16 protein-coding genes are annotated in these 14,087 nt (G+C 68.7%); 6 read left to right on the top strand and 10 right to left on the bottom strand.

Features of this window, described 5'->3' with window-relative positions:
- Positions 1 to 4: 4 nt before the first annotated feature.
- The 4 genes from cydB (at position 5) to ACFX59_RS05140 (ending at position 2,875) form a co-directional block, all read left to right on the top strand.
- Positions 5 to 1,012 (top strand): cytochrome d ubiquinol oxidase subunit II, encoded by a 1,008-nt coding sequence (cydB, locus tag ACFX59_RS05155; protein WP_309703970.1) that lies wholly within the window; start codon positions 5 to 7, stop codon positions 1,010 to 1,012.
- Positions 1,012 to 1,134 (top strand): DUF2474 domain-containing protein, encoded by a 123-nt coding sequence (locus ACFX59_RS05150; protein WP_307104322.1) that lies wholly within the window; start codon positions 1,012 to 1,014, stop codon positions 1,132 to 1,134. The genes cydB and ACFX59_RS05150 overlap by 1 nt, the downstream gene beginning before the upstream one ends.
- 75 nt (positions 1,135 to 1,209) lie before the next feature.
- A complete protein-coding gene (locus tag ACFX59_RS05145) occupies positions 1,210 to 1,842 on the top strand; it encodes a 2-dehydro-3-deoxy-6-phosphogalactonate aldolase (protein WP_387430234.1) in 633 nt (210 codons plus the stop codon).
- The gene (locus tag ACFX59_RS05140; protein ID WP_387430232.1) at positions 1,835 to 2,875 is read left to right on the top strand and encodes a fatty acid desaturase family protein; all 1,041 of its coding nucleotides are present in this window, start codon (positions 1,835 to 1,837) and stop codon (positions 2,873 to 2,875) included. The genes ACFX59_RS05145 and ACFX59_RS05140 overlap by 8 nt, the downstream gene beginning before the upstream one ends.
- 6 nt (positions 2,876 to 2,881) lie before the next feature.
- On the opposite strand, the gene ACFX59_RS05135 is transcribed toward ACFX59_RS05140, so the two are convergent.
- Positions 2,882 to 3,781 (bottom strand): LysR substrate-binding domain-containing protein, encoded by a 900-nt coding sequence (locus ACFX59_RS05135; RefSeq protein WP_387430230.1) that lies wholly within the window; start codon positions 3,779 to 3,781, stop codon positions 2,882 to 2,884.
- Between the two features lie 124 nt (positions 3,782 to 3,905).
- Between ACFX59_RS05135 and ACFX59_RS05130 the strand changes: the two genes are divergently transcribed.
- Both ACFX59_RS05130 and ACFX59_RS05125 read left to right on the top strand, forming a co-directional pair.
- Positions 3,906 to 4,580, top strand: a complete 675-nt coding sequence (locus ACFX59_RS05130) for a DsbA family protein (protein ID WP_387430228.1) — start codon at positions 3,906 to 3,908, stop codon at positions 4,578 to 4,580.
- Positions 4,581 to 4,604: 24 nt separating this feature from the next.
- A complete protein-coding gene (locus ACFX59_RS05125) occupies positions 4,605 to 5,213 on the top strand; it encodes an NAD(P)-dependent oxidoreductase (protein ID WP_387430226.1) in 609 nt (202 codons plus the stop codon).
- 288 nt (positions 5,214 to 5,501) lie between these two features.
- On the opposite strand, the gene ACFX59_RS05120 is transcribed toward ACFX59_RS05125, so the two are convergent.
- The 9 genes from ACFX59_RS05120 to pobA form a co-directional block, all read right to left on the bottom strand.
- On the bottom strand, positions 5,502 to 6,452 hold the full coding sequence (locus tag ACFX59_RS05120; RefSeq protein ID WP_387430224.1) for a carbon-nitrogen hydrolase family protein: 951 nt from the start codon (positions 6,450 to 6,452) through the stop codon (positions 5,502 to 5,504).
- An 85-nt stretch (positions 6,453 to 6,537) separates the two neighbouring features.
- On the bottom strand, positions 6,538 to 7,740 hold the full coding sequence (gene pcaF, locus ACFX59_RS05115) for a 3-oxoadipyl-CoA thiolase (RefSeq protein WP_387430222.1): 1,203 nt from the start codon (positions 7,738 to 7,740) through the stop codon (positions 6,538 to 6,540).
- Positions 7,740 to 8,921 carry a 3-oxoadipate enol-lactonase gene (gene pcaD / locus ACFX59_RS05110; protein WP_387430220.1) on the bottom strand — a complete coding sequence of 394 codons (1,182 nt, stop codon included), beginning with the start codon at positions 8,919 to 8,921 and terminating at the stop codon, positions 7,740 to 7,742. Before pcaD ends, pcaF begins: the two co-directional genes overlap by 1 nt.
- A gap of 1 nt (position 8,922) precedes the next feature.
- The gene (locus ACFX59_RS05105; protein WP_387430218.1) at positions 8,923 to 10,065 is read right to left on the bottom strand and encodes a lyase family protein; all 1,143 of its coding nucleotides are present in this window, start codon (positions 10,063 to 10,065) and stop codon (positions 8,923 to 8,925) included.
- Complete coding sequence (pcaG, locus tag ACFX59_RS05100) at positions 10,062 to 10,757, bottom strand: protocatechuate 3,4-dioxygenase subunit alpha (RefSeq protein ID WP_387430216.1); 696 nt, start codon at positions 10,755 to 10,757, stop codon at positions 10,062 to 10,064. Before pcaG ends, ACFX59_RS05105 begins: the two co-directional genes overlap by 4 nt.
- Positions 10,747 to 11,454, bottom strand: a complete 708-nt coding sequence (pcaH, locus tag ACFX59_RS05095) for a protocatechuate 3,4-dioxygenase subunit beta (RefSeq protein WP_387430214.1) — start codon at positions 11,452 to 11,454, stop codon at positions 10,747 to 10,749. The genes pcaG and pcaH overlap by 11 nt, the downstream gene beginning before the upstream one ends.
- Positions 11,451 to 12,089, bottom strand: a complete 639-nt coding sequence (locus tag ACFX59_RS05090; RefSeq protein WP_354295064.1) for a 3-oxoacid CoA-transferase subunit B — start codon at positions 12,087 to 12,089, stop codon at positions 11,451 to 11,453. Before ACFX59_RS05090 ends, pcaH begins: the two co-directional genes overlap by 4 nt.
- Entirely contained in the window at positions 12,086 to 12,799 is a 714-nt protein-coding gene (locus ACFX59_RS05085) for a CoA transferase subunit A (RefSeq protein ID WP_387430212.1), read from the bottom strand. The genes ACFX59_RS05090 and ACFX59_RS05085 overlap by 4 nt, the downstream gene beginning before the upstream one ends.
- Positions 12,796 to 13,983 (bottom strand): 4-hydroxybenzoate 3-monooxygenase, encoded by a 1,188-nt coding sequence (gene pobA / locus ACFX59_RS05080; protein ID WP_387430210.1) that lies wholly within the window; start codon positions 13,981 to 13,983, stop codon positions 12,796 to 12,798. The genes ACFX59_RS05085 and pobA overlap by 4 nt, the downstream gene beginning before the upstream one ends.
- Positions 13,984 to 14,087 lie beyond the last annotated feature (104 nt).

The raw sequence follows: 14,087 nt of genomic DNA, 5'->3' as shown, positions 1-14,087 counted from the left end.
GGCGATGTTCTACGATTATGATCTCGCCACCATCTGGGCGTTCATCATCGCCTTCGCCGTGTTCGCCTATGTCGTCATGGACGGCTTCGACCTGGGCATCGGCATCCTGTTTCCGACGCTGAAGGTCGGCGAAGAGCGCGATCAGGCGATGAATTCGATCGCGCCGGTCTGGGACGGGAACGAGACCTGGCTGGTGCTGGGCGGCGGCGGCCTGATGGCGGCCTTTCCGCTGGCCTATGCGATCATCCTGCCCGCCACCTATCCGCTCGTCATCGCGATGGTGCTCGGCCTGATCTTTCGCGGCGTCGCCTTCGAGTTTCGCTGGCGCGATCCCCGGCACCGGGCCTTTTGGGACATCGCCTTTTGCGGCGGTTCGGTGGTGGCGACGCTGGCCCAGGGCGTGATGCTGGGCGCGGTGTTGCAGGGCATCCGGGTCGCGGGCCGGGCCTATGCGGGCGGTTCGTTCGACTGGTTGTCGCCCTTCAGCCTGTTAACCGGCGTCGCGCTGCTGGCGGGTTACGCCCTGCTGGGTGCGAGCTGGCTGATCGGCAAGACGCATGGCGACGTTCAGGACCATGCGCGGCGCATGGCGTTCCGCCTGGGCATCGCCACGCTCGTCGCGATGGCGGCGGTCAGTGCCGCGACGCCGTTCCTGGCGATCGACTATTGGCACCGCTGGTTCCGGATGCCCGGCGTCCTGTTCACCGCGCAGGTGCCGCTGGCCACGATCGTCTTCGGTTTCATCTTCTTCTGGAGCCTGAAGCGCGGTCGCGAGACATTGCCCTTCCTGGTCACGCTCATCCTGTTCGCGCTGGGCTTTGTCGGCCTGGGCATCAGCATGTTCCCCTATATCGTGCCCCGCGCGCTGACCATCTGGGACACCGCCGCACCGGAGAAGAGCCAGATCTTCATGCTGGTCGGCACCGTCTTCATCCTGCCGATCATCATCACCTACACGGCATGGGCCTATTATGTGTTTCGCGGGAAGACCGTCACCGAGGGCTATCACTGATGGTCGGCCAGCCCCCCGCGCCGCTGTGGCGCCGCCTCGGCTGGATGGCCGCGATCTGGCTGGCGAGCGTGCTGACGCTCGGCATCGTCGCCAGCCTCATCCGCCACTGGCTCCTCCCCTGATCCCGAACGCTGCGACGGAGCGAATGACATGACCGGCGATACGACCTGGCCGACCACCGACATGGAGGCGGCGGCATGAAGACTCTTTTTTCCGAGATCATGGCGGACCTTCCCTTGGTGGCGATCCTGCGCGGGATCACGCCAACGGAGGTCGAGGCGGTCGGCGACGTGCTGGTCGAGGCGGGCTTCCGGTTAATCGAGGTGCCGCTCACCTCGCCCGATCCGTTCGACAGCATCGCGCGTCTGGCCAGGCGATGGGGACAAAACGCGATCGTCGGCGCGGGGACCGTCCGCCGGATCGACCAGCTCGACCGGCTGATCGAGGCGGGGGGCCGCCTGATGGTCACGCCCCATGGCGATCCTGCGCTGATCGCCGCCGCCTGTGCGCGCGGACTCGTCACCCTGCCCGGTGTCGCGACCCCCACCGAGGCGTTCGCGGCGCTGGACGCCGGGGCCGACGGGCTGAAACTCTATCCGGCGGAGATGATCCCGCCGAGCGCGGTGAAGGCGTTCCGCACGGTGATCGGCCCCGGCGTCCCGCTCTGCCCGACGGGCGGCATCGAGCCCGAGGACCTTGCCCGTTATGTCGCGGCGGGTGCCGATGGCTTCGGGCTGGGCGGCGCGCTCTACCGCCCCGGCGACACGGCCGGGGATGTGGCCGTCCGGGCGGCCGCCTTCGTCTCGCGCTGGAAAACGCTTCATGGATGACCCGACGGCGCAGCGCCCCGAGGATCGCGAATTGCTGGCGGCGGCCGCCGCGATCGGCCGCGACCTCATGCGGCCCGATCCGCGCATCTACTGGGCCGACCTGCTGCTGACCGCCATGGTGGCCTATGCCAGCCTTGCGGGCGTGATCCGGCTTCCGCTCGGCGGCGCGACGATCGTCCTGGGCCTGGTCGCCATGCTCGCCTTTTATCGCGGGCTCAGCTTCATCCACGAGCTCGCGCATCTCCGCCGGTCGCAGCTTCCGGGGTTCACGGCTGCCTGGAATCTCCTGTTCGGCATTCCGTTGCTGACCCCGTCCTTCCTCTATGACGACGTCCATGTCCGGCATCATGCCCGAACCATCTATGGCACGACGCGCGACCCGGAATATCTGCCGCTGGCCTCGATGCGACCGCAGCATCTGGTCCTCTTCCTCGTGGCGGCGGGGTTGGCCCCGCTGGGCCTGCTGATCCGCTTCGGCCTGCTGGCGCCGCTCGGCATCGGCAGCGCCCGCCTGCGCCGGGCGACCGTCGCCCGCTATTCCGCGCTGGCGATCAACCCGGCCTTTCGCCGGACCGAGCCGCAAGGACAGGCGCGTCGCGAATGGCTCCGCCTCGAAATCGCGGCCGGCGCATGGGCCGTCGCGGTCATCCTGCTGGTCGCCACCGGAACTGTCGGCGTGACACAGGCGGGGCTGGCTCTCATCCTTGGCTCGGGCCTGGCGGTCATCAACCAGTTCCGCACGCTCGTCGCGCATCTGTGGGAGAATGAGGCGGGCACGCCGATGAGCCTGACCGCGCAATATCTCGATTCAGTCAATGTGCCGCCCCCCGCGCTACTGCCCGCGCTCTGGGCGCCGGTCGGTCTTCGCTATCACGCGCTGCATCATCTGTTGCCGTCGGTGCCCTATCACGCGCTCGGCACGGCGCATCGGCGGCTGTCGGCCCGGCTGGGGCAAACGCCCGAACGCGCGCGTGTCGACCATCGCAACATGCTGGCGCCGCTGCGTGCCATTTTCCGCACCGCAGGCCGCTGAGCCGGGCTAGGCCGATCGCCTGCGCTCGATTTCCGCGAGCACATCGATGAAATGCCGCACCCGCGCCGACCGGAACCGCGCCTCGGGAAAGACCGCATGGACGCCCCCATCCGGCAGCGACCATTGGGGAAGCAGATGGACGAGCCGTCCCGCCGCCAGGTCCGCCGCAACCACGAAGTCCGGCAGCACGGCCAGCCCGCACCCGGCCAGGACACAGGCATGGGTGGCGGGCGTCTTGTCCGCCATGACCACGGGCGACCCGGTGCAGCGACGCTCCTCCCCCTGGCGGGAAAAAGTCCAGTCGAGCGGATGCCGCAGCATCCGGTTGCCGATCCACGGCATCGCCTGAAGCGCGTCCGGCGACAGGGCATCCGCAGCGCGGCGCGCCATGCCGGGCGTGCAGACCAGCAACTGGCGAAAGCTGCCCAGCCGACGCATCTGCAACCCGCTGTCCGGCAACCAGCCGAGCCGGATGGCCACATCGACCTCCGCATCGATCAGATCGAGGACGGCGTCGTCGAACGTCACCTCGGCCCGGACAGCCGGAAAGCGCGCCAGGAACGCCGCCATGGCGGGCGCGACCACCACCCGGCCATAATCGCTGGGCGCCGTCACCGTCAGGGTGCCGGTCGGCGTCTCCACCCCCTGCGCCGCCTCGGCGAACGCATCGTCCGCATCGCGCAGGATCGCCATCGCGCGTTCGTGGAAACGCCGCCCGGCATCGGTCAGGTGCAGCTTGCGCGTGGTGCGCTTGAGCAGCGCGACACGCAGTTCCTCCTCCAGACGGGCGACCTGATGGCTGACGACCGTCTTGGCGACGCCCAGCCGCTCTGCCGCGCGGGTGAAGGAGCCCGTCTCCACCGTCGCGGTGAAATAGCGGAGGCGATTGAGATTGGGGGCGTCCATCGCATGATTGTCCTGTTTGGACTTACAGTGTGTACGATTTGTACCGATTTATCCAGATCATCGGACCGCCTATCTCCGTCATCGACAGGGCAGCCTTATGCTGCCGAGCCACAGGACGATGACCATGACCGGCATAGGCGACATGCAGTTCCGCTATTTCTTCGATCCGCTGTGCGGCTGGTGCTATGCCAGCGCGCCCGCCCTCGCCGCGCTCGCCGAGCAGGCGGGCGACCGGCTGGCCATGATGCCGTCCGGCCTGTTCGCCGCGCCCCGGCCGACCGCGTCGATCGCGGATCATGCCTGGCACAACGACCAGCGCATCGCGAGCATGACGGGCCAGCCGTTCAGCGAAGCCTATCACCAGCGCGTCCTCCAGGCGCCCAGCGGCGTGTTCGATTCCTCCGCCCTGACCCATGCACTGGTGGCGCTGGGCGAGTGGCAGCATGGCCTGGAGCCACGCTTCCTGCATCAGGCGCAGGTCGCTCGCTATGTCGGCGGAGAGGATACGTCGGACGCGATGGTGGTGGCGCGGATCGCCGCATCGGTCGCAGACCAGGCGGGAATCGCGCTCGACGCCGCGGCGCTGGCCGATCGCCTGCGCCACGACGCGGACCTGCACGCCCGGACCGACGCGCGGATCGGCGAGACGCAGCGGGCGATGGCGGCGCTGCGGATCAGCGGGGTGCCGCAACTGGTCGCGATCGTCGGCGGTCGGCACGTCATCGTTCGCGGGGACGATATCTATGCGGGCGGCGATCGCCTGCTCACCGCTCTGGCCGCGCTGGACCGCGCGGCGTAATTTCACAAGAAGGGACGTAACATCATGAATATCGCCTTAATCGGTGCATCCGGCAATGCCGGTTCGCGCATCCTTGCCGAACTCGTCCGCCGCAATCACATGGTGACCGCGATCGCACGCGACACCGCCAAGATCGCCAACGCTCCGGGTGTCCGCGCGGTCGGTGTCGACCTGCACGACGGCGCGGCGCTGGCCGACGTGCTGCGCGGCCATGACGCGGTCATCAGCTCGGTCCATTTCCTCGCCAGCGGCCCCGACGCGCTGATCGATGCGGTGAAGGCATCCGGCGTGCGCCGCTATCTGGTCGTCGGCGGCGCGGGCAGCCTGGAGGTCGCGCCGGGCCAGCGCCTGATCGACAGCCCCGATTTCCCCGCCGCCTATCGCGACGAGGCGCTGGCCGGGGCGGCGTTCCTCGACAAGCTGCGGGGTGAGACGGATCTCGACTGGACGTTCCTGTCGCCCTCGGCGGCCTTCGCCCCCGGCGAGCGGACCGGGACGTTCCGGCTCGGCGGCGACGCGCTCCTGACCAACGCGAACGGCAGCAGCATCTCGTTCGAGGATTACGCGATCGCGCTCGTCGACGAACTCGAGGTTCCGGCCCACATCCGGCGGCGTTTCACCGTCGGCTACTAAGGCCGATCGACATTCGGCGATGCCTTCTCTTCCCTCGCCCCTCGCAGAGGGGAGAGGGTTGCGCAGACTTGGTCTTTGCAAGAGCAAAGGCTTAGTCGGAGCTGGGTGAGGGGTGGGCGCTCGCTTGGCGAGCGCGCGAGCCTTTAGGCTCGCTCAACCCCTCACCCAAGCTGCGCTAGCCAGCAGGCTGGCAAGCTTCGCTAACCCTCTCCCCTGTCCAGGGGAGAGGGAAAGAAGACGCAATACTGAATGGCGATCCGACATGACGCGATGTCGGATCGCCACGCCTCATGCGGGCGAAGCGCCGTCCTCCGCTTCCACGGAGACCGCCGACCGGGGCGTCGCATCGACACGCAGCGCGAACACATCCGGCCGGGAATAGTGACCGGCCACGTCGAGATCATATCGCCCGCGCACGACGTCATCCAGGTCGATCGTCGCGGCCAGCACGCCTTCGCGGCCATGAAGCGGCCCCGCCACGATCTCGCCCATCGGATTGACGATGATGCTGCCGCCCTTGATCAATTCCGCCGTCGCATCCTCCCCGGCGAATGCGGCATAGTCCGCAGGCGCGTCGGCGCGGGTCATATATTGGCACGCGCTGAGCAGGAACATGCGTCCCTCATAGGCGATGTGGCGCATCGACGCCTGCCAGATGTCACGCTCGTCCACCGTCGGCGCACACCAGATTTCGACGCCGCGCGCGTACATCGACTGGCGCAACAGCGGCATGTAATTCTCCCAGCATATCGCCGAGCCGATCCGGCCGACCGGCGTCTGGAGAACGGGGATCGTCGAACCGTCGCCCTGCCCCCAGACCAGCCGTTCGCTGGCGGTCGGCATCAGCTTGCGATGCTTGCCGATCAGCGCCCCATCGGGCCCGAAGAACAGCGCAGTGCAATAGAGCGTGGCGCCCTCGCGCTCGATCACGCCCGTCACCAGATTCGCCTTCATATCGGCTGCGAAGCCGCCGATCGTACGGACTTCCGGCCCGTCGATCTCGATCGCCGCGCGCCAGTAGCGCAGATAATCCTCCCGCCCCTCGGCCGTGCGCGAGCCGATGCGCGCGCCGAAGTCCAGCCCCTTGGGATAGCCGCCGATATAGGCTTCCGGAAATACCGCGAGTTCGACGCCGTCACGTTTAGCGGCCTCGCAATGGGCGGCCATCCGCTCCAGCGTATGGGGGGTGTCGAACAGGGTCGTTCCAGCCTGCACGACGGCGACGCGATGTTGACGCACGCTATGTTCCTCTATCGTTCGGTGTTCTTCAAAACGGGTCCATCGATGCCCCTGGGCCGATGTCCTATAGTAATTGCGGCCTCGATCAGATTCGCTCGATCATCAAGGCGATCCCCTGCCCCACGCCGATGCACATGAAGGCCATGGCATAGCGACCGCCGGTGCGATGCAGCTCCTCGACCGCCGTCATCGCGATGCGCGCGCCCGACATGCCGAGCGGATGGCCCAGCGCGATCGCACCGCCATTGCGGTTCACGCGCGGATCGTCGGGCGCGATGGCCAGGTCGCGCAAGGTCGCGATCGCCTGCGCGGCAAAGGCTTCGTTGAGTTCGATCACGTCGAGCTGGTCCAGGCCTATGCCTGTATTCCGACACAGCTTGCGCGCGGCCTCGATCGGTCCCGCCCCCATGATCCGGGGCGCGATGCCGGCCGATGCCAGCCCCAGGATACGCGCGCGCGGCGTCAGGCCGTGGCGGGCCGCCGCCGTTTCCGAGGCGATCAGCATCGCCGCCGCGCCGTCGTTGAGGCCCGACGCATTGCCCGCCGTCACCGTGCCGTCGGCGCGGACGACGGGTTTCAGCTTCGCCAACGCCTCCAGGCTGGTGGCGCGGGGGTGTTCGTCCTGCGACACGACGATCGGCTCCCCCTTTCGCTGGGGGATGGTGACCGGCACGATCTCCACGGCCATGCGACCGCTCGCGATCGCCGCCGCCGCCTTTTGCTGGCTGGCAAGCGCGAAGGCGTCCTGGTCCTCGCGACCGACCCGCCATTGGTCGGCGACGTTTTCCGCCGTCTGGGGCATGGTGTCGACGCCATACGCCGCCTTCATCGCCGGATTGACGAAGCGCCAGCCGAGCGTGGTGTCCTCGATCTGCTGGGCCCGGTCGAAGGGGCCCGCCGCCTTGCCCATGACATAGGGTGCGCGGGTCATGCTCTCGACACCCCCGGCCATGACGAGTTCGGCATCGCCGCTGCGGATCGCCTGCGCCGCGATGCCGACGGCGTTCAGCCCCGACCCGCACAGCCGGTTGACCGTCCCGCCCGGCACCACCTCCGGCAGACCGGCGAGCAGCACCGCCATGCGCGCGACGTTGCGATTGTCCTCGCCCGCCTGGTTGGCACAGCCCAGCAGCACGTCATCGACGCCCTGCCAGTCGACGTGGCGGTTGCGCTCCATCAGCGCACGCAGCGGAATGGCGGCAAGGTCGTCGGCCCGAACGCCCGCCAGCGCGCCGTTCAGCTTGCCGATGGGGGTGCGGATCGCATCGCAGATATAAGCGTCGGGCATCAGGCGTCCTGTTCCAGCATGTCGATGATCTTCTGCGCCTCGGCAAAGCCGGTATTGGCGGCGGGCACGCCCGCATAGATGGCGGCCTGCATCAGCACTTCCTTCAGCTCGTCGCGGGTAAAGCCGCCCTGGGTCAGCCCGGCGCGCACATGCAGCGCGAACTCCTCCCAGCGCCCCAGTGCGCAGGTGATCGCCAGCACGATCAGGCGGCGGGTCCGATCGTCCAGCCCCGGGCGACCCCAGATCTCGCCCCAGGCGATCCGAGTGATCATGGCCTGGAAATCGGCCGTCAGGGGCGTGCGCTTCGCCAGGCTGCGTTCGACCCATTCGTCGCCCAGCACCCGGCGGCGGTTGATTAGCCCCGCCTCGAACAGTGTATCGCTCGCCGCCTCGACCGTTTTGTCGGCGGTCAGGAAGCGGCGCAGCGCGGTGGCCAGCGCGGTCGGCGCCTCGATCGGCGGCAGATGCGCACCGTCGACTCCGACATGCCGCGCACCCGGAATGGCCGCGACCAGATGCTCGCCATGCCCGGCATAGGGGGTGGAGACGTCGCGCATCGCGGTGACGACCAGGGTCGGCACGGCCAGCCCCGCAATCCGCTCGAGCAGCGCCATGTCGCGGATCGCCGCGCCCGCCCCGGCATAACCCGTATCGGCCTGGCGCGCGATGCCGTCGCGCAGCGTCGCGGCGATGTCGGGATGCTGCGCGGCGAAGTCGGGTGACAGGAACCGCCCGACCGCCATCTCGGCGATGGCGCCGGTGCCCTTTGCGCGCACCGTGTCGATCCGCGCGCCCCACGCCGCCGGGTCCATCGTCGCCGAGGTGCAGATCAGCGCCAGCGCCGACACCCGTTCCGGATGGTCGAGCGCCAGTTGCATCGCGACCATGCCGCCCAGCGACACACCCGCCACCGCCGCCGTCCGGATGCCCGCATCGTCCATGATCGCGGCGACATCGGCGGCCAGCATCGCCAGGCTATAGTCACCGTCCGGCGCGTCCGATCCGCCATGCCCGCGCGCATCGATGCGCAACAGGCGAAAGGCGGGGAGCAGCAGCGGCACGGTCCGGTCCCAAAGGCCGATATCCGTACCGATCGAGTTGAGCAGCACCAGCACCGGACGATCGTCCGCGCCCTCCAGCCGCCAGTGCAGGCGGGTGCCGCCGCGTGTCGTGAACGCCATATCAGTTCCCTTCGAACCCCAGCAATTCGGCGATGATGGCCGCGCTTTCGCCCAGGTCGTCGCCCATGCCCGCGCTGGCCAGATTGCGCGCCACCGCCGCGCGGTCGATCTCCAGCCCCTCGGCCACCACCGCCATCGCAGCGGCGCTGCCCGAGGCGAGCAGGAACAGCTCGGCCAGGACCGGACCCTCCGCCTGCCAGCCGCCGAGCCCGCGTTCCTGTTCCTGCGGCATCCCCGCCAACAGCGCGGCGACGAGGCCCGGCGCGCGGATCGCGGCGGACAGCGCGACCTGACAGCCGGTCGGATTGCGCTTGTGCGCCATCGCCGAGGAGCCGCCGCGTCCGGCGATCGCGGGCTCCCGCGCCTCGCCTACGCCGTTCTGTGCCAGCAACGACACGTCGCGGGCCAGCTTGCCGAGCGCGCCGATCAGGATGCCGATCGCCGCGCCGATCGACGCCACGCCCGTCCGCCGCGCATGCCAGGGCACCCCCGCCGTCAGCCCCAGGGTCTGCGCCATATGCGCCGCGATGGCCGCGCCGTTCCCGCCCGATCCTGCGCGCGTTCCCGCGGCGCCGCCGAACTGGATGATGGCATGGCGTTCCACGGCCTCTTCCAGTTGATCGAGCGCCTCTGCGATCCCCGCCGCAGCCTGCGCCAGCCGCAGGCCGAAGGCGACCGGGATCGCGTCCTGCAGCAGCGTGCGCCCGATCGCCGGGGTCGCACGATGCGTCGCCGCGAGGTCCGCCAAGGCCGTGACCACCCGGCGGCCATCATGCGCGATCAGGGGAAGCGCGGCGCGGACCTGCATCATCATCACGCTGTCCGCCACATCCTGGCTGGTCGCGCCTCGATGCAGCGCCCTGCCCGCCTCGCCCGACAGCGCGCCGCCCAGATGCTCGACCAACGGGATGGCCAGCGTCCCCGCCAGGGCCGCCGCATCCGCCAGCACGGCCGGGTCGATCCGCACCTGGGAGACACCCTTGGCGATGGCCTCCGCCACCGCTGCCGGGATCAGCCCATGGTCGGCCTGCGCCTGTGCCAACGCCACCTCGAAGGCGCAGGCATGGGCGATGGTCGCCGCGTCGTCGAATATCGCGATCATCTCCGGCGTCGCGGCCGGGCGGAGGCGCAACAGGCTGGTCACAGGTCGAACATCACCGTTTCGCGCGCCCCCTGCAGCACGAGGTCGAGCGACCAGACGCCCGGCGCACCCTGCACCGCGATCAGCGTGGCGCGACGCTCCGGCGGGACGAGCGCGAGGACCGGATCGGTGTCGTTGCCGTCCGCCCCGTCGAAATAGATGCGGGTGGCCAGCCGCCTGAGCAGCCCGCGCGCAAAGATCGACACCGCCAGATGCGGCGCCTGAAGGCCATTGGCCGGTCCCGGCACCCGGCCGGGCATGATCGTGCGGAAACGGAAGCGGCCCTCCTCATCGGTCGCGGACCGGCCGAAGCCGACAAAATGCGGATCGATCGGCAGCTCCTGCCGGGTATCGTCCAGGCTGCGATAGCGACCCGCCGCATTGGCTTGCCAGATCTCGACCATCGCATCGGGCACCACGGCACCCTGTCCGTCGAGCACGCGGCCGGTAACCTCGATGACCTGCCCCTCGGGCGTGCCGGTGGGCGAGGACAGGTTGAGCACATAATGCGCCTCGGGCATCAGTTCGGGCCGTGCGCCCATGTCCGACCGGCCGACCAGGTCCGCGCCGCCCCGCCAAGGCAGACCGTAGTGGAAGAACGGCCCGACCGTCTGGCTGGGCGTCTGGCCGAACAGCGCCGGGTCCTGATTGTCGGCGCGCGCCTGGGGGCGCAGGTCGGCGGGATCAATGGTCATGATGATCCTCCTCGAAGGGCGTCTGCTCGCGTCCCTTCAGCACCACGTCGAAGCGATAGCCGAGCGCCCAATTGGGCTCGGTCACATCCATGTCCAGCCGCGCGACCAGCCGCTGGCGGTAGGGCATCGGCACCGCATTGGCGATCGGATCGATCTCGATCAGTGGGTCGTCGGGGAAATAGAGTTGCGTCACCAGCCGCGTCGCGAAGGCGGGGCCGAGCAGCGAGAGATGGATATGCGCGGGCCGCCAGGCATTGCGGTGGTTGCCCCAGGGATAGGCGCCGGGTCGCACCGTGACGAAGCGATAACGCCCCTCCGCATCGGTCACCACCCGCCCCGCGCCGGTGAAGTTCGGGTCGTGCGGCGCGTCCCATTGGTCCTTGGCATGGATATAGCGTCCGGCGGCGTTGGCCTGCCAGATTTCCATGACGGTATCGGGCACCGCGCGCCCCTGTTCGTCCAGCACGCGGCCCGCGACGATGATCCGCTGGCCCAGCGGCTCGGCCTTGTGCTGCTTCGTCAGGTCGGCGAGCGCCGATCCCATCAGCCGGTCCCAGCAGCCGCCGGGCCCGGTCGTCTCGGTCAGCGTCGGCGGGATCGCGATCGGCGGCCGAAGCGGTGCCCGCGTCGCCGTGGAGCGATAGTCGGGCACCAGCAGCGGCGGCGCGCCCGCATCGTCCCTGCTATAGCCGATCATGCCGGCTGCTCCGCGAAAGGCGCACCCGTCTTGGCGCGCACCTCGTCCAGCGTCACGCCGGGCGCCAGTTCGATCAGCCGCAGCCCAGGCTTGTCGCACGCCATCACGCACAGGTCGGTAACGATCAGGTCGACACAGGCCTTGCCGGTCAGCGGCAAGGTGCATTCGGGCAGGATCTTGGGGGTCCCGGACTTGCTGGCATGGTCCATCACCACGACGATGCGCTTGACGCCCGCGACCAGGTCCATCGCGCCGCCCATGCCCTTCACCATCTTGCCCGGAATCGTCCAGTTGGCGATGTCGCCGCCCGCCGACACCTCCATCGCGCCCAGCACCGCCATGTCGATATGGCCGCCCCGGATCATCGCGAAGCTGTCCGCGCTGGAAAAGAAGCTGGAGGTCGGCAGCGTCGTCACCGTCTGCTTGCCCGCGTTGATCAGGTCCGGGTCCGCCTCGCCTTCATAGGGAAACGGCCCGATGCCCAGCAGCCCATTCTCCGACTGCAAGGTCACGTCGATCCCGGCGGGCACATGGTTGGCGACCAGGGTCGGGATGCCGATGCCCAGATTGACGTAGAATCCGTCCTGCAGCTCGCGCGCGGCGCGCGCCGCCATCTCGTCGCGGGTCCAGCTCATGCCGCATCCTCCCGTGCGCGGGTCGTCAGCTTCTCGATCCGCTTCTCGTTGATGGTCGAGCGGACGATCCGGTCGACGAAGATGCCGGGCGTGTGGATGCAGTCGGGGTCGAGCGCGCCGGCCTCGACGATCTCCTCGACCTCGACCACGGTCACCTTGCCGGCGGTCGCCATGTTCGGGTTGAAATTGCGCGCGGTCTTGCGGAACATCAGGTTGCCCGCCGGGTCCGCCTTCCACGCCTTGATGATCGACAGGTCGGCACGCAGCCAGGTCTCGCGGACATAATCCTGCCCGTCGAACGTCTCGACCGGCTTGCCCTCGGCCACCACCGTACCGACGCCGGTCTTGGTGTAGAAAGCCGGAATGCCCGCACCGCCCGCCCGGATTCGCTCGGCCAGCGTGCCTTGCGGGTTCAGTTCCAGCGCCAGTTCGCCCGACAGATATTGCTGCTCGAACAGCTTGTTTTCGCCGACATAGCTGGAGATCATCTTGGCGACCTGGCGGCTTTCCAGCAACATCCACAGGCCGAACCCGTCCGCGCCCGCATTGTTGGAAATGACGGTCAGGCCCGTCACCCCGCTCGCGCGGACCTCCGGGATCAGGCTTTCGGGGTTGCCCGACAGGCCGAAACCGCCAGACATGATCGTCATGCCGTCGAACAGCAGCCCGTCGAGTGCAACCGCAGGGCTGTCATAGATCTTGCTCTTCATGCCATCTCCAGGGGCAGGCCCACATAATTCTCGGCGAGCGTCCGCTGCGCGGCGGGCGAACCGCGCAGATATTCCAGCTCGGCCATCTGGATGCGCCGGTCGAAGCCATCCATCGTCGGGAAACGGTGGGTCACCGAGGTGAACCACCAGGAAAAACGCTCCGCCTTCCACACCCGCGCCAGCGCGCGGGCCGAATAATGGTCGATCCCCGCATCCGACCGTTCGTGATAATGTTCGGTCAGCGCACGACCCAGCATCGTCACGTCGGACACGGCCAGGTTCATGCCCTTGGCCCCCGTCGGCGGCACGATATGCGCCGCGTCCCCGGCCAGGAACAGCCGCCCCCAGCGCATCGGCTCGGCGACGAAGGAGCGGAGCGGCGCGATCGCCTTTTCGAAGCAGGTTCCGCGCGTCACCCTGGCCGCCATGTCCGGGCCGAGGCGGACGCAAAGCTCGTCCCAGAAGCGATCGTCGGACCATTGCGCCAGGTCCTCGTCCAGCGCGCACTGGACATAATAGCGGCTGCGCGTCGACGAGCGCATCGACGCCAGCGCGAAGCCGCGTTCGTGATTGGCGTAGATCAGTTCGTGATCGGCGGGCGGCACATCGGCCAGCACCCCCAGCCAGCCAAAGGGATAGACCCGCTCGAACACCCGCAGGAGGTCGGCCGGGATGGCCGCGCGACTGATGCCGTGAAAGCCGTCGCAGCCGACCACGAAGTCGCAATCGAGCTGATGTTCCGCGCCATCCTGCCGCCAGGTCACGCTCGGCCGATCGCCGTCCAGCCCGGACAGGGTGACGTCCGCCGCGTTCCAGACGATCGACACGCCGCGATCCTCGGCGGCGTCGAACAGGTCGCGCATCACCTCCTGCTGGCCATAGACGGTGACGGTCGATCCGCCCGTCAGCGCCGCCATGTCGATGCGGAAGACCTCGCCGTCGAGCGCCAGATTGGTGCCGCCATGGACCAGCCCCTCGCGCTCCAGCCGCGCCGACAGGCCCAGCCGCCGCATCAGCGCGACCGTTCCCTGTTCCAGCACGCCCGCGCGGACCCGTCCCTCGACATAGGAACGGTCGCGTCGTTCGATCACGACGGCGTCGATCCCTTCGGCGTGGAGCAGATGGGCCAGGAACATGCCCGCCGGTCCCGCCCCGATTATCGCCACCTGTGTCCGGTGCCTCATATCCATCCTCTCGACTGTCGGCCTGTCCGCCGACTTGTGCCGATCATGCGCCTTGCGATGGCGGCGCACGATGGACGGGGCGCGCAAAAAGTTGGACGATCCGG

The organism is Sphingomonas sp. NCPPB 2930, from assembly GCF_042867205.1.
Classification (GTDB): domain Bacteria; phylum Pseudomonadota; class Alphaproteobacteria; order Sphingomonadales; family Sphingomonadaceae; genus Sphingomonas.
This window is presented reverse-complemented; position numbering and strand designations above follow the sequence as displayed.